Source organism: Marinobacter sp. RI1 (assembly GCF_041155085.1).
Classification (GTDB): domain Bacteria; phylum Pseudomonadota; class Gammaproteobacteria; order Pseudomonadales; family Oleiphilaceae; genus Marinobacter; species Marinobacter nauticus.
Genome location: NZ_AP031605.1, coordinates 2,055,809 through 2,076,954, shown reverse-complemented (window position 1 = coordinate 2,076,954; position 21,146 = coordinate 2,055,809). Strand labels below are relative to the sequence as shown.

General features: G+C 57.7%; 20 protein-coding genes and 1 tRNA gene. 14 read left to right on the top strand and 7 right to left on the bottom strand.

The genetic code is table 11. The features are described 5' to 3' along the window. Positions 1 to 8: 8 nt before the first annotated feature. From ubiG to rdgC, 7 genes are all read left to right on the top strand, one after another. On the top strand, positions 9 to 725 hold the full coding sequence (gene ubiG, locus ACAM27_RS09295; protein WP_014421957.1) for a bifunctional 2-polyprenyl-6-hydroxyphenol methylase/3-demethylubiquinol 3-O-methyltransferase UbiG: 717 nt from the start codon (positions 9 to 11) through the stop codon (positions 723 to 725). Beyond that, positions 715 to 1,380, top strand: a complete 666-nt coding sequence (gene gph, locus ACAM27_RS09290; RefSeq protein WP_014421958.1) for a phosphoglycolate phosphatase — start codon at positions 715 to 717, stop codon at positions 1,378 to 1,380. Before ubiG ends, gph begins: the two co-directional genes overlap by 11 nt. Positions 1,381 to 1,443: 63 nt before the next feature. Continuing rightward, complete coding sequence (locus ACAM27_RS09285; RefSeq protein ID WP_369611832.1) at positions 1,444 to 2,196, top strand: YciK family oxidoreductase; 753 nt, start codon at positions 1,444 to 1,446, stop codon at positions 2,194 to 2,196. Further along, positions 2,196 to 2,429: a glutaredoxin family protein gene (locus ACAM27_RS09280; RefSeq protein WP_011785957.1), complete on the top strand. Its 234-nt coding sequence runs from the start codon at positions 2,196 to 2,198 to the stop codon at positions 2,427 to 2,429. Before ACAM27_RS09285 ends, ACAM27_RS09280 begins: the two co-directional genes overlap by 1 nt. A gap of 12 nt (positions 2,430 to 2,441) precedes the next feature. Continuing rightward, positions 2,442 to 3,212 carry a peroxide stress protein YaaA gene (yaaA, locus tag ACAM27_RS09275; RefSeq protein ID WP_022992895.1) on the top strand — a complete coding sequence of 257 codons (771 nt, stop codon included), beginning with the start codon at positions 2,442 to 2,444 and terminating at the stop codon, positions 3,210 to 3,212. A gap of 60 nt (positions 3,213 to 3,272) precedes the next feature. Beyond that, positions 3,273 to 3,473: a DUF2788 domain-containing protein gene (locus ACAM27_RS09270; RefSeq protein WP_011785959.1), complete on the top strand. Its 201-nt coding sequence runs from the start codon at positions 3,273 to 3,275 to the stop codon at positions 3,471 to 3,473. Positions 3,474 to 3,573: 100 nt separating this feature from the next. Next, complete coding sequence (gene rdgC / locus ACAM27_RS09265) at positions 3,574 to 4,500, top strand: recombination-associated protein RdgC (protein ID WP_014421962.1); 927 nt, start codon at positions 3,574 to 3,576, stop codon at positions 4,498 to 4,500. A 12-nt stretch (positions 4,501 to 4,512) separates the two neighbouring features. On the opposite strand, the gene ACAM27_RS09260 is transcribed toward rdgC, so the two are convergent. After that, on the bottom strand, positions 4,513 to 7,260 hold the full coding sequence (locus ACAM27_RS09260) for a GNAT family N-acetyltransferase (protein WP_014421963.1): 2,748 nt from the start codon (positions 7,258 to 7,260) through the stop codon (positions 4,513 to 4,515). A 203-nt stretch (positions 7,261 to 7,463) separates the two neighbouring features. Between ACAM27_RS09260 and ACAM27_RS09255 the strand changes: the two genes are divergently transcribed. Further along, the gene (locus ACAM27_RS09255) at positions 7,464 to 8,390 is read left to right on the top strand and encodes a histone deacetylase family protein (RefSeq protein ID WP_369611831.1); all 927 of its coding nucleotides are present in this window, start codon (positions 7,464 to 7,466) and stop codon (positions 8,388 to 8,390) included. Between the two features lie 22 nt (positions 8,391 to 8,412). On the opposite strand, the gene ACAM27_RS09250 is transcribed toward ACAM27_RS09255, so the two are convergent. Further along, positions 8,413 to 9,342: an OmpA family protein gene (locus tag ACAM27_RS09250; protein ID WP_014421965.1), complete on the bottom strand. Its 930-nt coding sequence runs from the start codon at positions 9,340 to 9,342 to the stop codon at positions 8,413 to 8,415. 158 nt (positions 9,343 to 9,500) lie between these two features. Between ACAM27_RS09250 and pyrC the strand changes: the two genes are divergently transcribed. Then, positions 9,501 to 10,532 carry a dihydroorotase gene (gene pyrC, locus ACAM27_RS09245; RefSeq protein ID WP_022992892.1) on the top strand — a complete coding sequence of 344 codons (1,032 nt, stop codon included), beginning with the start codon at positions 9,501 to 9,503 and terminating at the stop codon, positions 10,530 to 10,532. Between the two features lie 37 nt (positions 10,533 to 10,569). Then, positions 10,570 to 11,235 carry a ribonuclease T gene (gene rnt / locus ACAM27_RS09240; protein ID WP_011785965.1) on the top strand — a complete coding sequence of 222 codons (666 nt, stop codon included), beginning with the start codon at positions 10,570 to 10,572 and terminating at the stop codon, positions 11,233 to 11,235. A 60-nt stretch (positions 11,236 to 11,295) separates the two neighbouring features. Here rnt and ACAM27_RS09235 read toward each other — a convergent pair whose 3' ends face one another. Beyond that, positions 11,296 to 13,281 (bottom strand): SDR family oxidoreductase, encoded by a 1,986-nt coding sequence (locus ACAM27_RS09235; RefSeq protein WP_014421967.1) that lies wholly within the window; start codon positions 13,279 to 13,281, stop codon positions 11,296 to 11,298. 375 nt (positions 13,282 to 13,656) lie between these two features. Here ACAM27_RS09235 and ACAM27_RS09230 point away from each other — a divergent pair, with 375 nt between their 5' ends. Beyond that, positions 13,657 to 13,956, top strand: coding sequence for a hypothetical protein (locus ACAM27_RS09230; protein WP_011785967.1), 300 nt, complete (start codon positions 13,657 to 13,659; stop codon positions 13,954 to 13,956). 42 nt (positions 13,957 to 13,998) lie between these two features. Continuing rightward, complete coding sequence (locus tag ACAM27_RS09225; RefSeq protein ID WP_369611830.1) at positions 13,999 to 16,842, top strand: insulinase family protein; 2,844 nt, start codon at positions 13,999 to 14,001, stop codon at positions 16,840 to 16,842. 69 nt (positions 16,843 to 16,911) lie between these two features. On the opposite strand, the gene ACAM27_RS09220 is transcribed toward ACAM27_RS09225, so the two are convergent. Next, positions 16,912 to 17,484: a hypothetical protein gene (locus ACAM27_RS09220; protein WP_011785969.1), complete on the bottom strand. Its 573-nt coding sequence runs from the start codon at positions 17,482 to 17,484 to the stop codon at positions 16,912 to 16,914. Between the two features lie 193 nt (positions 17,485 to 17,677). On the opposite strand from ACAM27_RS09220, the gene ACAM27_RS09215 reads away from it, so the two are divergent. Then, positions 17,678 to 17,754, top strand: a tRNA-Arg gene (locus tag ACAM27_RS09215). Positions 17,755 to 17,762: 8 nt separating this feature from the next. Here the strand turns inward: ACAM27_RS09215 and ACAM27_RS09210 are convergent. The 3 genes from ACAM27_RS09210 to ACAM27_RS09200 form a co-directional block, all read right to left on the bottom strand. After that, positions 17,763 to 18,335 (bottom strand): glutathione S-transferase family protein, encoded by a 573-nt coding sequence (locus ACAM27_RS09210; protein WP_369611829.1) that lies wholly within the window; start codon positions 18,333 to 18,335, stop codon positions 17,763 to 17,765. 21 nt (positions 18,336 to 18,356) lie between these two features. After that, positions 18,357 to 19,475, bottom strand: a complete 1,119-nt coding sequence (gene ald / locus ACAM27_RS09205) for an alanine dehydrogenase (protein ID WP_369611828.1) — start codon at positions 19,473 to 19,475, stop codon at positions 18,357 to 18,359. A 68-nt stretch (positions 19,476 to 19,543) separates the two neighbouring features. After that, positions 19,544 to 20,332, bottom strand: a complete 789-nt coding sequence (locus ACAM27_RS09200; RefSeq protein ID WP_222197187.1) for an SDR family oxidoreductase — start codon at positions 20,330 to 20,332, stop codon at positions 19,544 to 19,546. Between the two features lie 131 nt (positions 20,333 to 20,463). On the opposite strand from ACAM27_RS09200, the gene ACAM27_RS09195 reads away from it, so the two are divergent. Further along, positions 20,464 to 21,138, top strand: coding sequence for a spermidine synthase (locus ACAM27_RS09195; protein WP_121208644.1), 675 nt, complete (start codon positions 20,464 to 20,466; stop codon positions 21,136 to 21,138). The last annotated feature ends 8 nt before the right edge of the window (positions 21,139 to 21,146 follow it).

Genomic DNA, 21,146 nt, shown 5'->3' with positions numbered 1-21,146 from the left:
CCCCGAACATGAACAACCAGAACGTAGACCAGAACGAGATTGCGAAATTCGAGGCGCTCGCCAGCCGCTGGTGGGACCCGACCAGTGAATTCAAACCCCTGCACGACATCAACCCGTTGCGACTGAATTACATCGACGAGCGCGTCTCGCTGGCCGGCAAACGGGCTCTGGACGTTGGCTGCGGCGGCGGTCTGCTGTCCGAAGGCATGGCACTTCGGGGCGCCCATGTTACCGGTATCGACATGGGCGAGGCGCCATTGTCGGTGGCCAAGCTCCATGGCCTGGAGTCCGGCGTGAAGGTGGACTATCGACAGACCACCATTGAGGAACTGGCGCGGGATCCTGAACATGCCGGCCAGTATGACGTGGTTACCTGTCTGGAAATGCTCGAACATGTACCCGACCCGGCATCGGTTATTCGAGCCTGCGCCAGTATGCTGAAACCCGGCGGCCACCTGTTCGTGTCGACCATCAATCGCAACCCCAAGTCGTTCCTCTTTGCCATTGTCGGTGCCGAATACGTTCTGAACTTATTGCCCAAGGGCACCCATGAGTGGAAGAAGTTTATCCGTCCATCGGAGATGTCCGACCATCTTCGCCATGCCGGGCTGGAAGTCCGCGAACTCACCGGCATGACCTACAACCCTATCACCAAGGTGTACAAGCTTGGGCGGGATGTAGACGTCAATTACCTGATGCATGCCCGGGATACCCGTGAAGACTGAGCAGACACCGGCGGCGGTGCTCTTCGACCTGGACGGCACCCTGATTGACACCGCCCCGGATTTCATCCGCTGCCTGAACCAGCTCCGACAGCAACACGGCATGCCGGCACTGCCCGCAGAACAGATCCGGCGCTCGGTTTCCAACGGCGCCCGGGCGATGATTCGGGTGGGATTCGGGCTGGAGCCCGAACACGAGGGTTATCCTGAAAAGCACACGGCCTTTCTCGATCTCTATGAAACCGGTGTGGCCGTTGAAACCAGCCTGTTCCCGGGCATGGACGAGTTGCTGAGCAGCCTTGAGAGCCGGGGCATTCCCTGGGGGATTGTCACCAACAAGCCCGCACGCTTCGCAGTGCCCCTGATCGAAGCCCTGGGCCTGGCGCAACGCTGTGCCGCCCTGATTTGCCCGGACCATGTGGCTGAACGCAAGCCGCACCCGGAGTCACTGCTGCTGGCCTGCCGTCAGATTCAGGTGGAACCGATAAAATCTGTTTATGTCGGTGATCATGAACGGGACATTGAAGCGGGCCGGAACGCTGGAATGCACACCATCGCGGTGCGTTACGGCTACATAGAGCAACCGGAGACCGTTGACCTGTGGCAAGCCGACCGCATCGCCGATACCGTCAGCGACCTGACAAAGCTGTTACAATAGCGCCCAATTATTTTCGACCGGGCTGGCCAAGGCCCGGTCCGGCCTGATTTACGGAGACAGGTTATGCAAGATTACCAGGCACCCGCCGATCTTCTGAAAGACCGCATTGTCATGGTAACCGGTGCCGGCAGTGGTATCGGACGCGCTGCCGCCAAAGCCTATGCTGCCCATGGCGCCACCGTCATCCTGGTTGGGCGCACGGTCTCGCGGCTGGAGGAAGTCTACGACGAGATTGAAGCCGCTGGCCACCCCAAACCTGCCATCGTGCCTATGAACTTTGAAGGGGCGGCGGTCAAGGATTATGAAGAGCTGGCCATGACCCTGGAAGACAATTTCGGTCGCCTGGATGGCCTCCTGCACAATGCCGGCATTCTGGGTGCTCGAAGCCCGGTTGAGCTGTACGATCCGGAAATCTGGAACAAGGTCATGCACGTGAATGCCACTGCGCCATTCCTGCTGAGCCGGGCGATGATTCCGCTGCTGCGCAAATCCGATGACGCCTCCATGATCTTTACCTCTTCCGGCGTTGGCCGGCAGGCACGGGCATACTGGGGCGCCTACGCCGTCTCCAAGTTTGCCGTTGAGGGCCTGGCCCAGTTACTCGCCGACGAACTGGACGACGAGCGCCACAATATCCGGGTAAACAGCCTGAACCCGGGCGCGACTCGCACAGGCATGCGGGTGCTGGCCTACCCGGCGGAAGATCCGAAGAAAAACCCGGACCCGGAGCAGCTCGTGCCCGTTTACCTGTATCTGATGGGCCGGGACAGCAAAGGCGTTCATGGCCAGCAAATTGACGCGCAGCCGAAAAAATAATGGAACTGCTTTTTTACACCACAACCCAGTGCCATTTGTGCGAACTGGCAGAGGCGCTGCTGGTCAGCACCCCGATGCCCGAGCCCATTCCGGTGGATGTGGTGGACATTGCCCAGTCCGAAGCCCTGGTGGAGCGCTACGGCACCCGCATCCCGGTGCTGCGCCGCAACGACACCGGGGCTGAGCTGGACTGGCCGTTCACCAGGGACCAGTTACTCACGTTTCTGCAATGAGGATCCTCTGACATGCTGATGATCATCTCCCCTGCCAAGACTCTGGATTATGAGAGCCCCCTGGCAACGGAAACCCATACCCAACCGGACTTCCTGGACGATGCCTGTGAACTGATTGACCAGCTCAAGGAGCTGGAACCACATCAGGTCAGCAACCTGATGAGCATCAGCGACAAACTCGGGCAACTGAACGCCGAGCGCTTCCAGAGCTGGCGCACACCGTTTACGCCGGATAATGCCCGGCAGGCCGTTCTGGCGTTCAAGGGCGACGTCTATACCGGTCTGGATGCCGAGAGTTTCAGTAGTGAGGATTTCAGTTTTGCCCAGAAACACCTGCGGATTCTCTCCGGCCTCTACGGACTGCTGAAACCGCTGGACCTGATGCAGCCCTACCGACTGGAAATGGGCACCCGGTTTGAAAATACCCGGGGCAAAGACCTGTACGCGTTCTGGGGCAGCAAGATTACCGATGCCCTGAACCAGCTACTGGCCAGCGACGACAAGGTGCTGGTGAATCTGGCCTCCAACGAATACTTCAAGAGCGTGCAGAAAAAACACCTGGACGCCCGCCTCGTTACCCCCCAGTTCAAGGACTGGAAAAACGGCCAGTACAAGATGATCAGCTTCTACGCCAAGAAAGCCCGGGGGCTGATGTGCCGTTACGCCATCCAGAATCGAATTACCCAGGCTGATGATCTCAAAGGCTTCAACCTGGAGGGGTACTATTTCAGCGAAGACCAATCCGATAACAACAACTGGGTTTTCCTGCGGGACGAGCAGTAGTCAGGCGGTTTTCCGACCTGTGTTTAACACCTTCAGACATCTGTTGATATCGGAGTAGCAATGAACGAAGCAGTATTTTCCCAGATCGCCATGCTGGTGTTTCTGACCGGCCTTATTGCCTGGATGGGCTTCATTGTTTGGGATCTGGCCAAGAAATCCCAGGCCGGCAAATTCGGCACCATCGCCCTGTTCACCGTGCTTGGCGCCGGTGTTGTCGGCTTTATCGTGAAAACCGTGCTGGTGGAGGTTATGCAGATCTGACCGGCCTGCCGTCACTTTACGGCTACCGCCTGGTAGCCGTATCATCCCTTCCCCTTTTTTCGATTCGACAAGCTCCGACCTGACGCAAGGATTCAGACCCATGTGGTTTCGTAATGCCCGTGTTTTCCGTTTCACCAAACCTTTCGATATTTCCGCAGAAGCGCTGGAAGAGAAACTCCAGGCGGACGCATTCAAACCCTGTGGTCCTCAGGAAACCAATCGCCAGGGCTGGGTTCCGCCCCTGGGTAAGCATGGCGACCAACTGGTGCACAGCGCCAACGGTTATCACCTGATTGCCCTGAGAAAAGAAGAGAAGATCCTGCCCGGGCCGGTGGTGAAGGAAGCTGTGGAAGAGCGTGCCGAAGCCATTGAGCTGGAGCAGGGCCGAAAGGTGCGCCGGAAGGAAAAAGACGAACTGAAAGAACAGGTGATGCTGGAAATGCTGCCCCAGGCGTTTTCACGCAACCGCCGATGCTTTGCTTACCTGGCCCCTCAGGACGGCGTGCTGGTGGTTGATGCCGGCTCTGCGAAACAGGCCGAAGATCTAGCCTCCACCCTGCGCAAGAGCCTGGGATCACTGCCTGTGCGCCCGCCGGCGGTTGAGCAATCCCCCGCCTTCACCTTCACCGGCTGGCTGAACGAAAGCATTGATCACCCTGCCAACATTACCCTGGGCAGCGAATGCGAACTGAAAGACCCGTCAGAAGATGGCGGCGTGGTACGCTGTAAAGGCCTTGATCTCAGAGCCGACGAGATCCGCAACCACCTGGAAGCTGGCATGCAGGTGACCAAGCTGGCCCTGACCTGGGACGACAATGTCTCGTTCGTACTGGACGAAGAGCTGGGCATACGCCGGCTGAAATTCGGTGAAACCCTGCAAGAGCAACTGGACGACGTCGATGTCGACGACGCCCTGGCCAAGTTTGATGCAGCTTTCACCATCATGACTCTGGAGCTGTCACGGCTGATTCCCGGGCTGCTGGAAGCCCTGGGCGGAGAAGATCGCTCCGCCATCGTCGAGGAGTAAAGGAACGGGGGGCTACAGATGCCCCCCTTTGCCGAGCCGTTCCTTCTGCCAGTCTTTCTGCGGCTCGTTCAGTACCAGCCGCAGATCCATCACTTCTTCCTCCGGGTTGTATTTGATTTCGAACCCCAGATGCTCGGCCAGCTGCAACATCGGCCGGTTGTCCGGCAACACATTGCCGATCATTTCCATGGTGCCCCGGGCACGGCAATAATCAATCATCTTCTGCATAAGGGCCACGCCCAGGCCTTCGCCTTTCATCCGGTCATCTACCATGACGGCGAACTCGCAACGCAGATTGTCGGCATCGGTCCAGGTACGCACCGTACCCAGGGTCTCCTCGCCTTCACCATCTTCACGGGGCGCATTGGCGATGAACACCATTTCCCGGTCATAGTCGATTTGCACCATCTGGGCCACGTCTTCCCGGGAAAAATGCTTGCGGTACTGGAAGAATCGGTAACGGATGGATTCCGGAGACTGATGCTCGTGAAACAGCCGATGAGCAGGCTCATCCTCCGCCAACACCGGGCGAATAATCACGCGGCGACCGGATTTGGGCAATACCAGCCACTCCTCCAGCTCTCGCGGGTAGGGCTGGATAATGGGCTTGATCGGATGTTCATCCAGGTCAATGGCGATGTTTACAGCAACGGCGCCCTGCTCGTTGAACAGCAATGGCGAGATTTCCAGCCCCTTGATCTCCGGTATATCGATCACAATCTGTGACAGCGTCACCAGGGTTTCGGACACCGCCCGGATATCCTCTTCCGGCTTCAGGCTGTGTTCTTTAAGCAGTTTGTACATGTAAGTACGCCGCAGCAGCTCGCGGGCCAGCACCATGTTCAGGGGCGGCAAGGCAATCTGGCGATCGGTCATGATATTGATCTGGGCACCGGCTGCCCCGCAAACCACCAGCGGCCCGAACACCTCATCACGAGTGATCCCCACACTGAACTCGATGCCGCCAACATGCTGGTAGGAACGCTGGACGGCAAAACCCAGGAAGCCGCTTTTCGGGAAATGCTCCCGATATTCGTCCATCAGGAAGCGGCAGCTGTCGATGATCACCTGTTCGCTGTTGAGCTTTTTCACCGTGCCCTTATAGCGGCGCTGGGTCGGGCTCAGATCCAGGAAGGGATAACACACATCTTCGTGGATAACAGTTACATCAATGGGGCGGCGCTCGACTGCGAAGACCTCCAGCACCTCTTCCACGTCATCACAGTAGACGGTTTCAATGGTATTGATGCCATAGTCGCAAATCACCCGCCGGGCTTCCCGGTTAGACAGATGCCGCCGGCCATCCCGCAAGGCCCTGGCGACCAGTTTGCGGGTGTTGGCCCGGTCGGCGAAGTGGTCTGTAAACGATTCGGGCGTCTCGGTCAGCAGCCGCTGGATGCGCTGATGCCGAACATGCTGCATGAACGCCATCACCGCTTTTTCCGGGTTAAAGAACGATGGCAACCCCGCCCGGTAAAACTCTTCCCGGGAATCCATCACCGTGCTCTGCCCCAACCAGCAGGTAAAGATGTTCAGGCGGGTGCCCTTGGACGCCTGCACCACGGAATCGGCAATCTGCAGGCTGTCTTCGATCAGTGTGGGTGCGTACATCACCAGTACGTTAGCCACGTTAGGGTCCTTCGCCAGAATCTTGATAGCCTTGCCATAGAGCTCGGGCGTGGCATCATAGTTAAGGTCAATGGGGTTCTTGCGGGTCCAGTACGGCGGCAGCAGTTCTCCCAGTTCCCTGACCGTATCTTCCGACAGCTCCGCCAGTTCACCGCCGAGATCCGCCAGCCGATCCACCGCCAATACGCCGGGGCCCACGCCGTTGGCCATGATGGCCAGGGATTCCCGACGCAGCGGGCGCATCCGGGTCAGGGTTTCCAGGGCATCAAACATCTGGCCAAGCCCGTCCACCCTCAACACACCGGCGCGCTGAAGCATGGCATCGTAGACCGGGTCGCTGCGTTTGATACCAGCGGGCAAGGCATGGGTAAACCACTCGGATTCGGGCACCCGTCCGGATTTCACCGCAATCACAGGCTTGGTTCGGGAGGCCACCCGCACCGCTGACATGAAACGCCTGGGATTGGGGATGTTTTCAATGTGCAGAAGAATCGCCCGGGTCTGGGTGTCCTGGGCCAGATAGTCGATCAGGTCGTCGTGATCGATGTCCATGCCATCGCCCAGGGTCAGGAAGTAAGAGAAGCCCACCCCCCTGGCAAAAGCCCAGTCCAGCACCGAACTGGCAATGGTGCCGGACTGCCCCACGAAGGCAACGCGGCCGGGAATGGCCCCCATATGGGCATAGGTGGCGTTCAGATGCCGCGCCGGCACCATCAAACCGATAGTGTTGGGGCCCAATACGCGGATGCCGGTCTCCCGGGCGGCATCGCGCACTGAATACATCAATGGCTGGCCGGTTTTACTGTGAGTCCGGGACATGCCCCCAGTCATTACAATGGCGGTGCGCACGCCGCATTCACCGAGTTTCCGGATCATTTTCGGCACCGTGTCCGGCGGGGTACAGATGATCGCCAGGTCCGGACTGAAATCCAGTTTGGACACTTTGCGCACACAGGGCACCCCGTGCACGTTTTCGTAGTCGCTCTGGTTGACCACCACGAGCCGGCCCGGATAGCCGCCGCCCAGCAGGTTCCGCAACACCATACCCCCGAGGTTGTCAGCGCGTTCCGAGGCGCCAATAACGGCAATGGATTCAGGATTGAACAGGCTTTCCAGATAGCGGGTACTCAACGCGGCTCTCCCAGTGGTGTGCGCGACAGGAATGTACAAACTTCAATAAAACGGCTTGCTTATCAGTGTATACCTTATCTTAGGTGGCGATTTCATGATGTAAATCGACTAACGAGTTATTAGACCAAAGAAATACGACAGGCTTCGGTTATCCCTGATAACATGAAAGCGATAATAAGCATATTCAGGTTCAGGCATTACCCATGACCACGGCATTTTTTTCCCACGACGACTGCAAGAAACACAACATGGGCCCGGAGCACCCGGAAAGCCCAGAGCGTCTTTCAAGCATTCTCGCCTACCTCGCGGATACCAACCTGCAACAGGAACTGGACTGGGTTCGTCCGGAAGAAATCACCCGGGACCAACTGCTGACCGTGCATCCGGAAAGCTATCTGCACCAGCTGGACCTGATGCAGCCAACCCGGGGCCGGGTGTTCACCGACCCGGACACCGCGATGATGCCGGACACCCTGAGAGCGGCGAAGCTGGCCGCGGGGGGCAATGTGCAGGCTGTCGATATGGTGATGAGCAGCCAGGTAACCAACGCTTTTGTCTGCGCCCGGCCACCGGGACACCACGCCGAACGCGCCAAGTCGATGGGGTTCTGTTTCTATAACAATATCGCCCTGGCGGCGATGCGGGCGCTCACCTTCCATCACCTTGAGCGGGTGGCCATTGTCGATTTCGATGTGCATCAGGGTAACGGCACGGTCGATATTGTCAGTGGTGATGAACGCATACTGATGTGTTCCAGCTTTCAGCATCCGTTTTATCCGCATTCCCACGTGCACCGGCAGGCCGACAATATTGTCAATGCGCCGATTGCAGCCGACTGCTCAGCGACTGAGTACCGCAAGACGGTTGAAGCCGCCTGGCTCAAGAAACTGCAGGATTTTCGTCCGCAACTGGTGTTGATCTCGGCAGGCTTTGACGGGCATCGGCTGGACCCCATGGCGGAGCTGAACCTGGAAACCGAGGATTATCGCTGGTTAACGGAAATGCTGGTGAGTGTCGCCCATGACCACTCCAACGACCGCATCATCTCCACGCTGGAAGGCGGGTATCACCTGAAAGCCCTGGCAGAGGGTGTGTCCGCGCACCTGGAAGTCCTGAACGCAGTGTATTGAAACTCGGGATGGCGTGTTCCGGCTATCCCGAAAACTCGCTTCCCATACCGTTAGCCTGCAGCAGTTCCGGGCGCTCACCCTGGCGTTGCAAACGAATGGTGGTGCGGCGGTTATCAGCCGGCTGGCGGGAAACCGGATACTGATCACCGTGGGCCCGGACCGTCAGCATAGTCTCATCAATTCCCCTGGATTTGAGATACTCGGCCACCACGTTGGCTCTTTCCTCCGACAGCGCGCGGTTATCAATCCGGCTACCAATACTGTCGGAATGGCCGTCCACGAAGATTCTTTCTACCGTGCTGTCGGCCATCACGTAGGTCACAATATTGTCGAGCAAGTTCATGTCTGCCTGTGACAGGCTGGTACTCCCGCTGGCAAACGGAACCCGGCTGCGCCGAACCTGGTCGAAGTTAACCGGCAGCAGACTGGCAACGCATTCACGATAGCCGGCGTACGGGCCGGAAAAATTCACATTCGACAACTGCACCCGCACGGGCTGGCCGCTGTATACCGCGGCTCGGGTTACTGTCGGCTGCATACCTCGGGACAACCCCTGGGCAATCAACACCGCTTCCCGATTCCCCAGGTTCACCGAGCGGGGACTATCCGTTACCTGCACAGCACCAATGGGGCTCGGTGGAACTCCTGGCCGCCAGGGCGGAGCTTCGACCACTAACTGGCCCTGGCCGGGGCGCATCACACTGAGATCCGATTCGAGATAGAAACGCAGGTCTTCCCCTGCCCGGTGCCTGAGCACGGCGCGGCCAAAGCCAGGGACCTCATGGACAAGGGAACACTCAAAGACCGACTCGGAGAGATACCACTGGCTGTTTTCAATACCGGCACCATAACTGGATGACAGCACAGGCGCAGAGGGCAATGACATTAACCCTGCCGTCGCCAGCAATTTCAGCAATCTGCTCTGCCTGAAGAACCAATTGGGTGAAACCATAGGAATGCCCCGTGGAGCCTTTAAACCAGTGAACTAACCGGTTAACGGCGACCCGACCGGGAACTTGAGCCGGATAACTTACGATCAGGTTAAAAACATCTGCTTTTCGCTTCTGATATAATCCGCGAAATTTTGCGCTCGCTTTCGGATACCTTCTCATGACCCGACAGATAACCATCACACGCCCGGACGACTGGCACCTGCACGTGCGCGACGGCGACATTCTGAACGATGTGGTGCCCGCCACCGCCGCCTGCTTCGGCCGCGCTATCATCATGCCTAACCTGGTACCGCCGGTAACCGATGCCAGCGCAGCCATGGCATACAGGGATCGCATTCTGGCCGCGGCCCGGGGAACGGACTTCCAGCCCCTGATGACCCTGTATCTGACCGAGAGCACCACCGCCGAGACCATTCGCGAAGCCAAAGCCGCCGGCGTAGTGGCAGCGAAACTGTACCCGGCTGGCGCCACCACCAACTCTGCCTCCGGCGTAACGGACATTCGCAATATCTACCCGGTGCTGGAGGCGATGGCGGATTGCGGCATGCTGTTGCTGGTACACGGCGAGGTGACCGACAGCGACATCGATATTTTCGATCGGGAAAAGGTGTTTCTGGAGCGGGTTCTGGCACCAACGCTGACTGCGTTCCCGTCGCTCCGGGTGGTTCTTGAGCATATCACCACTGCCGATTCGGCCGAGTTTGTCCGTAACCATCAGGGCAATAACCTAGGGGCAACTCTCACACCGCAGCATCTGATGTATAACCGCAATCACATGCTGGTCGGCGGTATTCGCCCACACCTTTACTGCCTGCCCATCCTCAAGCGCAACAAGCATCAGGAAGCGCTAAGAGAGGTCGTGGCCAGCGGCGATCCCCGCTTCTTCCTGGGCACGGATTCTGCCCCACACGCGAAAGACAAGAAGGAAGCCGCCTGCGGCTGTGCTGGCTGTTACTCCGCCTACGGCGCCATCGGCCTGTATGCCGATATCTTCGAGGAACTGGGCATTCTGGACAAGCTGGAAGCCTTTGCCAGCTTCAACGGCGCCGATTTCTATGGCCTGCCCCGGAACACCGACACCGTGACGCTGGTGCGGGAACCCTGGACCATGCCGGAGAACCTGCCTCTGGCCGGCGGCGGAATTGTTCCGTTGAAGGCTGGCGAAACCGTTAACTGGCGCCTGGCGTAAACCCTATTCATTCACTACCACGAACATCGGAGTTCGAGTGTCAGACGAAAACAAACAGCCCCACCCCATGTCCCAGCGCTTTCGCGGCTTTCTGCCGGTGGTGGTCGACGTGGAAACCGCCGGCTTCAACCCGGAACGTGATGCTCTGCTGGAAATCGCTGCCGTAATGCTGACCATGGATGAGGATGGCTGGCTGCGCCGGGGCGAAACCCACGTGCAGCAGATCGACCCGTTCGAAGGCGCCAATCTGGAGCAGTCGGCCCTGGATTTCACCGGTATCGATCCCTGGAATCCGGAGCGGGAGGCGGTACCGGAACGGGAAGGCCTGAGCGAGATTTTTTCTCCCATCCGCAAGGCGGTAAAAGAACACGACTGCAAGCGAGCGGTACTGGTGGGCCACAATGCCACGTTTGACCATAATTTCGTTTTCGCGGCAGCGCTGCGGGCCGATATCAAACGCAACCCGTTCCATCCATTCTCGACATTTGATACCGCTACCCTGGCGGGCCTCGCCTACGGCCACACCGTGCTGGCCCAGGCCTGTAAACTGGCGGGCATTCCCTTCAGCAACAAGGAAGCCCACTCGGCGGCCTACGACGCGGAAAAGACAGCAGACCTGTTCTGCGGCATCGTCAATCGCTGGCGTGAACTGGGCGGGTTTCCGCCGCCGCCAATCGAAATTGCCGAAGAACCCCAGGAATGAAATCGCCAACCTGAAAAAAAACCCGCCGAGGCGGGTTTTTTTCTTGGTTTATAACGACGATTACCAGTATATCCCCCGCATAATCGCCGCAAAGGCCACCTGCTCGGTAGAGACTTTCGGCTTTTCGCCGGACTTGCTGCCAGCGGCTGCTGGAGAATCCGGGAACATCCGGTAGCCAGTGTTCATAATGATCTCACCCATCTTCGGTGCCAGCGCATGCAGAACCTGCGCGAACACGCCGAGACGGGTGGCAATGCGCTTGGGCCGGTACACAATCGCATCCGCCACCATCTGGGCGGCTTCATCCGGCGTCAGCGTCGGCACGGAATCGTAGATCTTGGTGGGCGCGATCATCGGCGTTTTCACCAACGGCATGTTGATGGTGGTGAAGGTCACGTTGCGATCCGACCATTCCGCAGCGGCACAGCGGCTGAACGCGTCCAGTGCGGATTTCGAGGCGACATAGGCCGAGAAACGCGGAGCGTTGGTAAGTACCCCGATGGAAGAAATATTCACCACGTGCCCGCGGCGACGCTCCAGCATGGCTGGCGCAAAGCCCATGATCAGCCGAACGGAGCCAAAGTAGTTCAGCTGCATGGTCCGCTCAAAATCGTGGAACCGGTCAAAAGACAACGCCAGCGAGCGGCGGATGGAGCGACCCGCGTTATTAACCAGTACATCCACGTGGCCGTGATTATCGAGCACCGTCTTCACAAAGCGGTCGCAGTCGTCCATGTCCGAAAAGTCGCACTGGTACGCATGCACGTTGCCACCCTTGGCCTCCAGACTGGCCGCCACTTCATCCAGAGTTTCCTTGGTGCGCGCACCAATGACCAGAATGGCACCGGCCTCTGCCAGTTTCTCTGCCGTTGCCAGGCCAATACCCGAAGTTGCGCCGGTGACCACGCAAACCTTACCTTCAACCGTGCCCTTGAGGGTGCGGTCCTTGAACAGGTCCGGGTCCAGATTGCGCTCCCAGTAGTCCCAGATCACCGGGGCATAGGACGGCAGACGCGGCACCTCAATGTCTGTGCCCTTCAGAACCCGCTCCAGCTCCCGGGTATCGAAACGGGTCGGATAATTAATGAAGGACATCACCGAGGGCGGAATGCCCATGTCATCCAGAAGCGCACCAGTAATGCGCTTGACCGGAGGCAGATTCTTGATGCTCTGGCGAATAAACGGCGGAATAAAACCGAACATCCGGGAATCGATACGCATACCCATGCGGGGGGCATGGCCGGCCTCGCAGAAGATATTGAGGATCTCACCCACCTTGTACGGATCGGAGTCCACCAGATGGAAACAGTTGCCATCTTCGCCTTCCAGATGGGCAATGTGATCCAGTGCATCGACCACGAAATCCACCGGCACAATGTTCAGCCGGCCACCTTCAATACCGATGGTGGGTACCCACTGGGGCAACGCGTGACGGATCTTCTGAATCATCTTGAAGAAGTAATAGGGCCCGTCCACCTTGTCCATTTCGCCGGTTTCCGAATGGCCAATGACCATACCAGGGCGGTAGATGCGGAACGGAACCTTGCATTCTTCACGCACAACTTTTTCGGATTCGTGCTTGGTGCGCAGGTAAGGATGATCAAGCTTCTCGGCTTCTTCGAACATATCCTCCCGGAAGATACCCTTGAACAGACCCGCTGCCGCGATGGATGACACATGATGGAAATGCTTGGCGCCCATGGCTTCGGCGGCCTGAACAGCCGCCCTGGTGCCTTCGATATTGGTGGCGGCCTGGGCTTCTTCGTCTGCGCCCATGTCGTAGACCGCGGCAAGATGGAATACGTGGTCGATATTTCCTTTCAGTGATTTCAGCGTTTTCGCGTCAATACCAAGGTTTTTGCTGGTGAGGTCGCCGATCACAGCCTTCACTTGCTTGTCGTCTGCACCCCAGCGCTCCCGGAGCCGCTCCAGCTTGTCCTGGGACTGCTCGCGAACCAGAACATACACGGTGCCGCCGCGCGCCAAGAGTTTCTCAACCAGAAAACGACCGATAAAACCGGTGCCGCCTGTCAGGAAATAATTCATAGGTACTCCATTCTGCCTGTTGTGTTTTTGTCTTTAACCGACACAGATACGACTAAAGTCGTAGCTGATTCCATCGGTCGGCAATTCTACTTAATTGCAACCCTCATGTATCGAACTTTTTTAGAGCTTTTACTCTGTAACCCATTGTTTTTGTTAGAGTCATTACTCTAAAAGCAGCCAACTCCACCTCACTCCCTGTCCGGTTTATCGACACAATGTGATTGAGATTAGCACAAGAAACCGCGACCACCGCATTGGGTCATTTAATTACGACCAGGCAATGCAAGAGGTTCTTACCAATGACATAATCGGGAACTTCCAGCGCCATCCGGCGTCACTAACCGAGCCAGACATCAAGGTTTAAAAGAAACTCCCATGCCGAAAAACAATCCGAACACCGAACGCTATATTGCCATCGCCCGTGCCTGCCTGAAGGCCATCAACGACACCGCCGCCGACAGTGGTTCCCGGGAAGACAAGATCCAGGCCGTATACCAGGCAATCGACAAGGCGTTTCAGGCCGAGTTTGCCGATTATCGACAGTCCGTTGCGATCATGGCGACGGTGCTGGAGCGGATCGCCTCTGGTGAACTCGACGCTGACCAGGCGGCCAAACTCGCGCGCCAAACCATAGAACAGAAGCCTGACAGCGCCAAAAACAACCAGATGCACTGATCCCTTTTCCGACCTGAACGCCATTCCGGAACCCGAGGCCCCATGACTTCGAAACATCCGTTACCTGTTCGATCTCGCTACGCTCTGCTGCAGAGGCTGTTGCTGGTCGTCACCGTGTTACTGGCTCCACTGGCCACAGCCAGTGTGTCACCCACCCAAAGTCCCAATGATCCGAACCAGTATCGGTTCATCGAACTCGACAATGGCTTGCGGGTGATCCTCGCTTCGGACCCGGAAACAGACAAAGCCGCCGCCTCCATGAACGTTGCCGTGGGCAGCGGAAACGACCCGAAAGAGCGGGCTGGCCTGGCGCACTTTCTCGAGCACATGCTGTTTTTGGGCACCGAGAAGTACCCGGAGGCAGGCGAATACCAGCAATTTATTCGCAGCCACGGCGGCAGTCATAACGCGTTCACAGCGTTTGAGGACACCAACTATTTCTTTGATGTCGAAGCCGAGTTTCTGGAGCCGGCGCTGGACCGGTTCGCCCAACAGTTTTCTCATCCTCTGTTCACGCCGGAACTGGTGGATCGTGAGCGCAATGCCGTCCACTCCGAGTACAGTTCCAAGCTTAAAGATGACGGCCGGCGCCTGCTTTCTGTCAGGAAGGCGGCGGGCAATCAGAAGCATGCCTTCAGCCAGTTTGCGGTCGGCAACCTGGAGACCCTTGAAAATACCGAAGGCAACCCGCTTCGGCCTGACCTGATTCGTTTCTGGGAAGAAAACTATTCGGCGAACATCATGACCCTGGCAGTCTATGGCCCACAGCCGCTGGATGAGCTGGAACGCATGGTGCATGAGCGCTTTGGCGCCATCGCCAACCGTAACCTTGAACCCAAGGTTCACCCTCACCCGCTGTACGACACCTCCCGGTTGCCAGAGAAAGTGACAGCCGAAACGCTGAAAGACAATCGCAGCATGACGCTGTCTTTTCCGATCCCCTCTCAGCAGCGTTACTACAAAAGCAAACCCGCAGCCTACGTTGCCAACCTACTGGGCCATGAGGGCACCGGCAGCCTGTTTGACGTTCTGAAACGCGCAGGCCTGGTAGAAAGCCTTTCCGCAGGCACAGGGATGGACACCGGTGAACACGCCACTCTCGACATCAGCATGTCGCTCACCCGGGAAGGCCTGGAGCACCAGGATGAGATCGTTGCCCTCGCCTTTGAGTACATAGATCGTATTCGTGACAACGGCATCAGCCAGCAACGCTTCAACGAGATGCGACAGCTGGCCATGATTGATTTCCGTTTCCGGGAACGCGCTGAAGCGCAAAGCGAGGCCATGCGCCTGTCCAGACTCCTCAAGGACTATCCGCCTGAAGATGTTTTAAGCGCCCCCTGGCTGTTGGAGAGGTATGCCCCAGAGCAATACAAGGCGATCCTCGATCAGCTGAAACCAGCCAACCTTAAAGTCTGGGTTGCCGCCCCCAACCTGGACGCGAGCGAGCCGAACCTCACGCAGTGGTATCAGACGCCATGGGTCAGGACACCCCTGAACCTCGATAATCCGGCTGCTCCCAGCCTGGCTGAACAGCTTGCCCTGCCCGAATCCAACCCCTTTGTTCCTGAAGATCTCGAACTGGTGGGGGGGGACAGCATGGCTCACCCGGAGAAAATTGCCGAACTGGACGGACTGGATATCTGGTACGCCCGGGATACCCGTTTCGCCACCCCGAAAGCCAATCTGTTTGTCAGCCTGAGAACGCCGGCAGCGCGGGAATCCGCCCGGAGTTCAGTGCTCACACAACTGCTGGTGGACGCCATTAACAACAACCTCAACGCCTGGGCCTATTCTGCCCGGCTGGCCGGGCTGGACTACAGCGTCTACCCCCATCTTCGTGGCGTTACCATCCGTGTCGGCGGCTACAGCGACAAGCTGCACAAGCTGGCTAACCAGATACTGCTGGAGTTCGCCAATCCCGCCCTTACCGAACAGCGATTCAGGATCGCGCGACAGAACCTGATGGATGCTCTGGAAAACAAGAGCAAAGAACGACCGGTGCAGCAGACTTCGGAATTTGTCCAAACCGCCTTGCTGGAAGGCACGTTTCCCGCGGAGGAGCGCCTGGCCGCTGCGCGCGACGTCACACTGAATGAGCTGAGAGGGTTTGCCGGCAGTTTCCTCGCCCGCACTGATCCCGTCATGCTCGCCCATGGCAACCTGACACAGGCCAGTGCCCTGAATATGGCCAGACAGGTACAGGCTCTGGTGCTGAACGATCACCACCGTACCAACGTGGATCGGGCGCGAATTCGCCAGCTGCCTCCAAGCCAGACCGCCGCGCATCTGGCGGTTGAGCACCCCGATACCGGTTACACCTTATACCTGCAGGGCAACAACACTTCCTACGCCGAGCGAGCCCGATATCGGTTGCTGGCACAAATCATCAGTAGCCCGTTCTATGAGGAAATCCGGACCACGCGCCAGCTCGGATACATCGTCTACGCGACCGCGTTCGAGATTCTGGAAACGCCGGCGCTCGGGCTGGTTGTGCAATCCCCATCCGCTGATGCATCTGCCATCGACTCGGCCGTCAAGGAATTCAGCCAAACCTTTGCGCAACAACTGGCGGAGATGGATGACACCCGGCTTAAGCGGGAAAAACAGGCGGTGATCAGCCAACTGCTGGAGCGTGACCGGCAACTGAGCGAAGTCTCCAGCCGATACTGGCGGGAGATCGACCGGGAAAATGCCGAGTTTAACAGCCGACAAGCCCTGGCCGACGCTATTCGGAACGTATCGCTGGAGGAACTGAAAGAGACCTTCGAACAGGCCATGCTTGAACGACAACGTGCTCTGCTGGTCACCACCGGAGGCGATGCCGTGAATGATGAGGCGATCCTTCAGATCCTGCGGGACCTGGGCCCTGTACCGAAGGATTGACGAGAGATACTACGAACCTGCCCGGCGATCATTCGCCTGCCGGGCAGGTTGTCGGGTTAACAAAGCCGGTTACAGATCCACCGCAAACTGATTGAAATACACCACAGACCCAGTGCCGGTCCCCACATTCAGAATGCTGAATGCCACCTTGCCCTTCTCCTGAATAAAAGCAAACTTGTCGCTTTCATTCTTTACTTCGTAGTTCTCGGTGTCGTTTTTCTTCTCGTTATACACAGACAAGGCTCCGTCCTGGCTGCCATGACGAATCTGGGCCATGGAGACAATAATCTGGGGAATATCCTTTGCCTTGTTGAACGTCAGAATCCAGATGCCCGAGTCGTTGGTGGGCAACATCACCTGCACAAAGCCTTTCTCGGCGCCATCCTGGTATTTAGAGCTGGCCAGGTCGTTCATGCCAACCCAGTAGGAGTACCAGTTGCCTTCCAAAGCAACGTCAATGGTGTCAAATACCTTGACCTTCACACTGTTGTCGGGATCACTGACACCCAGCTGTTTCACAACGGTAGTCAGCAGGGATTTCGTGCCCTCGCCGTAGGAGTCAAAGCCACCAAAACTCTGAGCCAGACTGGCCTGGGAGAAAGACACTACCAGCAACAGCGCAAGCAACTTATAGAACTTCATGCAGATTTCCTTTTTATCCGGTACTTGATCCGACGGCTCCGCGCCATCCCCTGCCTGAAAACAGGCCGAGCCTATGATAGTCAGCGACTACCCACGTGATCTACCCGGAAACGGCAAGACAGTGTGAACAAATGAAAAATGACGGCCTTGAGCCCGCTGCCTCAGGCCGTTATCATACTGCCTCCTTTACGATGCCCCCGTAGCTCATCTGGATAGAGCGTCCCCCTCCTAAGGGGAAGGTAGCAGGTTCGAGTCCTGCCGGGGGTACCACCTTATTTTCAGACTGCCCGCGGATCCGTTTCCCCTACCCCGGGCTGACCTCGGTGCCTGTCGCGAAATGCCACCAGGCTATCCACTTCGGAAAAGTCCACAAGATCACGGAAATCCAGCCAGTCCACCAGACAATAGAGACAGATGGCGGGATAGTTCCACTGTTCAAACTGCCCCGCTTCCACCATAGCTGCCAGGGTTCGCAACGTTGTCATGATGCGTTCGCGCTGAAGGTTGTAGAACATCGCATCCTGGCTGGTATCGATTCCAGACCTCTCAGAAAGCAGCATGGTTACCGCAGAATCATTGGCACCATCAATCAGCGTTAACTGGTTTTCCTGGTCCCAGGTGAGTGTTTCCAGCCCAAGCTTCTGACCAAGATAACGGGCGATAACCCGCGAGTCATAGAGCTCCTGATCACCATCAATCAGTACCGGGATTTTCAGGGTGGGATTAGTACGCCGCAGCTCATCACGGCCTTCGCCATAAATATCGAGATTGATGAACTCGTGCGGTTCATCGCTCAGCAGGAGCCGAATGCGGCGTACGTAGGGCGACGTGGTAGATCCAATCAGTTTCATGATACCTCCAGGGAGCCGGGGTCAGGACCCCAGCAAGGATTCAGGGTCTGTATAGGGGTGCCCGGTAGCGTCTGCGACTTCCCGATAGGTGACTTTCCCCGCAGCGACATTGAGACCGGCCTTCAGGTGCGGGTCTTCCTTCATTGCCCGGTCAGCCCCCTTGTTGGCCAGCGCAACAACATAAGGCAAGGTCACGTTGTTCAAGGCCAGCGTGGATGTGCGCGCGACGGCGCCGGGCATGTTGGCAACACAGTAATGCACAACGCCATCAACAATGAAGGTGGGATCATCGTGCGTGGTTGCCCGCGAGGTTTCAGCACAACCTCCCTGATCAATGGCCACATCAACAATCACGCTGCCCTCGGGCATCCGGCGAATCATATCCCGGGTAATGAGTTTCGGAGCCGATGCACCCGGGATAAGCACGCTGCCAATAACCAGATCGGATTCAGTGACCGCCTGGTCAAGCGTCTGAGTAGTTGAGAACAAGGTGGTCAGACGATTCCCATATCGATGATCGAGTTCCCTGAGCACGTCCATATTGCGATCCAGTACTGTCACCTGGGCCCCCATACCGATGGCCATGGCAATGGCATTCTGACCAACCACGCCCCCGCCAACCACCGTTACTCGCGCCGGTGGGACACCGGGCACACCTCCCAATAACACGCCGCGACCTCCCATGGCCTTTTCCAGGCAGTGAGCCCCCGCCTGAATGGCCATTCGTCCGGCCACTTCCGACATGGGTGCCAACAAGGGCAAATGACCGGTACGGTCAGTCACGGTTTCGTACGCGATACACGTGGCCCCAGAGCGCACCAGATCGTCAGTCTGGGGTTTGTCCGGCGCCAGATGCAGATAGGTGAAAAGGGTGTGCTCCGGCTTCAGCATCGCCCGCTCTTCAGACTGGGGCTCCTTGACCTTCACGATAAGCTCGGCCAGCTCGAAAACTTCCCCGGGGCTTTCCACAATGTGTGCCCCTGCCTGCCGATAATCCTCATCGGAAAAGCCGATGGCGACACCTGCACCAGTTTCGACCAAAACCTTGTGTTTATGGCCACACAATTCATGAACCGCCGCTGGCGTCAAACCAACCCGATATTCGCGGTTCTTGATCTCCTTCGGTACACCAATCTTCATGCGCTACCTCCTTACGGCCGGCCCAAATGGCCCTCTGTTGCAGTGTAGTCAAGGCTATCGGTCAGCACTCACTCCTGATAAATCATCTTGCGCGTCATGCCTCCGTCCACCACAAAATTCTGCCCGGTGACGAAGCCAGCCTCGGAGGAAATCAGGTAAGCCACCAGTGTAGCGATGTCTTCGGGCCTGCCAACGCGGCCGGCCGGATGCTGCTGGTGATCCGCTTCTGACAGAGGCTCGACAGCCTTCTCGCTTCCCTGCCAGTCACGGGTATCTATCCAGCCCGGGCTGATACAGTTCACCCGTATTTCTGGTCCCAGGCTAATGGCCAACGCATGGGTCAGTGCCACAAGGCCGCCCTTGGTGGCGGCGTAGGCTTCAGTATCCGGCTCTGATTGCAGGGCCCGTGTGGAGGCCATATTCACAATCACGCCCCTCGCCTTCCGGAGATACGGTACCGCATGTTTGCTCACCAGAAACGGCCCGGTCAGATTGACATCCATTCGACGCTGCCACTGTTCAAGGCCCAGTTGTTCTATCGGGCCGGTATGAGGGTCCGCAATGCCAGCGTTGTTAATAACGGCATTCAGGCCACCACCCCAGTGCACCGTTTGGGAAATGATATTCTCAACATCCGCTTCGCTGGCAACGTCGCCTGCCAGAAACACGACTTCACCCTCTGCGTTGGCAACCAACTGTTCACCTACGGCTTGGTCAGTATCACAGAATGCCACTTTCCAGCCCGCCGCCGCCAGGTGCAGCACTATGCCTCGGCCAATTCCCTTCGCGCCTCCTGTCACCAGGACTACCTTTTGCATTCGTTCCAAGTCTGCCTCCAACGGTTTCGGTTCCGTCATTACTATTCGGCGGGCTTTGCGCCGGACGGATTGATTGCTGCAGTTTAGCAGCAACTGATTGATACGGTTTTCGCCGAAGGCTGTATCAACAGGTTAGAATGCCCGCCTGCCCACACTACCGGAAACCAACCATGGCCCGCTTTAACGAAATTGGCACCGCAACCATCCCCGGCAACGGCACCCGCTTGCGACTGCTGCAACGTAATGACGAGTTTTCCATCAAGATTGCCGGCGCCCCGGGTGAACTGATGAACAGCCGCTTACATGGTTCGGAGGATGCACTCGCCACCCTCGCCTGTGAACGCCTGAGCCATCTGCCCGCGCCACGGATCCTGATTGGCGGGCTGGGTATGGGCTTTACCCTGGCGGCAGCGCTTTCGGCTACAGGCGATCAGGCTCAGGTGACGGTGGCAGAGCTGGTTCCCGAGGTAGAAACCTGGAATCGCGGACCATTGGGCGCAGCCGCCGGCTACCCTCTGGACGATCCCCGGGCCGCCGTTCACATTGGCGATGTGGCAGAACTTTTGCGGCAGGGCGATGGCAACTGGGACGCCATCTTGCTGGATGTGGATAACGGTCCGGAAGGTCTTACCCGTAAAGAAAACAACTGGATCTACTCTCCGGAAGGCATCGCCGCCGCCCAGAAATCCCTGAGCAACGACGGCATTCTCGCCTACTGGTCGGCCGGTCCGGAACAGGCCTTTACCGAACGCTTGCGGCGCGCTGGCTTTTCGGTGGAACCCGTTGTTGTTAGAGCCCTGCGTCCGGGTAAAGGCGCCCGTCACACAATCTGGCTGGCCTGGTAATTTAGGGG

Excerpts from the sequence above, each read along its gene's own strand:
- ubiG (WP_014421957.1), top strand. The coding sequence starts at position 9 with ATGAACAACCAGAACGTAGACCAGAACGAGATTGCGAAATTCGAGGCG.
- ACAM27_RS09285 (WP_369611832.1), top strand. The coding sequence starts at position 1,444 with ATGCAAGATTACCAGGCACCCGCCGATCTTCTGAAAGACCGCATTGTC.
- ACAM27_RS09280 (WP_011785957.1), top strand. The coding sequence starts at position 2,196 with ATGGAACTGCTTTTTTACACCACAACCCAGTGCCATTTGTGCGAACTG.
- ACAM27_RS09250 (WP_014421965.1), bottom strand. The coding sequence starts at position 9,342 with ATGGTTTCACCCAATTGGTTCTTCAGGCAGAGCAGATTGCTGAAATTG.
- ACAM27_RS09220 (WP_011785969.1), bottom strand. The coding sequence starts at position 17,484 with ATGAAGTTCTATAAGTTGCTTGCGCTGTTGCTGGTAGTGTCTTTCTCC.
- ACAM27_RS09230 (WP_011785967.1), top strand. The coding sequence starts at position 13,657 with ATGCCGAAAAACAATCCGAACACCGAACGCTATATTGCCATCGCCCGT.
- ACAM27_RS09200 (WP_222197187.1), bottom strand. The coding sequence starts at position 20,332 with ATGACGGAACCGAAACCGTTGGAGGCAGACTTGGAACGAATGCAAAAG.
- ACAM27_RS09255 (WP_369611831.1), top strand. The coding sequence starts at position 7,464 with ATGACCACGGCATTTTTTTCCCACGACGACTGCAAGAAACACAACATG.
- pyrC (WP_022992892.1), top strand. The coding sequence starts at position 9,501 with ATGACCCGACAGATAACCATCACACGCCCGGACGACTGGCACCTGCAC.
- ACAM27_RS09225 (WP_369611830.1), top strand. The coding sequence starts at position 13,999 with ATGACTTCGAAACATCCGTTACCTGTTCGATCTCGCTACGCTCTGCTG.
- ACAM27_RS09235 (WP_014421967.1), bottom strand. The coding sequence starts at position 13,281 with ATGAATTATTTCCTGACAGGCGGCACCGGTTTTATCGGTCGTTTTCTG.
- ald (WP_369611828.1), bottom strand. The coding sequence starts at position 19,475 with ATGAAGATTGGTGTACCGAAGGAGATCAAGAACCGCGAATATCGGGTT.
- ACAM27_RS09270 (WP_011785959.1), top strand. The coding sequence starts at position 3,273 with ATGAACGAAGCAGTATTTTCCCAGATCGCCATGCTGGTGTTTCTGACC.
- ACAM27_RS09195 (WP_121208644.1), top strand. The coding sequence starts at position 20,464 with ATGGCCCGCTTTAACGAAATTGGCACCGCAACCATCCCCGGCAACGGC.
- rdgC (WP_014421962.1), top strand. The coding sequence starts at position 3,574 with ATGTGGTTTCGTAATGCCCGTGTTTTCCGTTTCACCAAACCTTTCGAT.
- ACAM27_RS09210 (WP_369611829.1), bottom strand. The coding sequence starts at position 18,335 with ATGAAACTGATTGGATCTACCACGTCGCCCTACGTACGCCGCATTCGG.
- yaaA (WP_022992895.1), top strand. The coding sequence starts at position 2,442 with ATGCTGATGATCATCTCCCCTGCCAAGACTCTGGATTATGAGAGCCCC.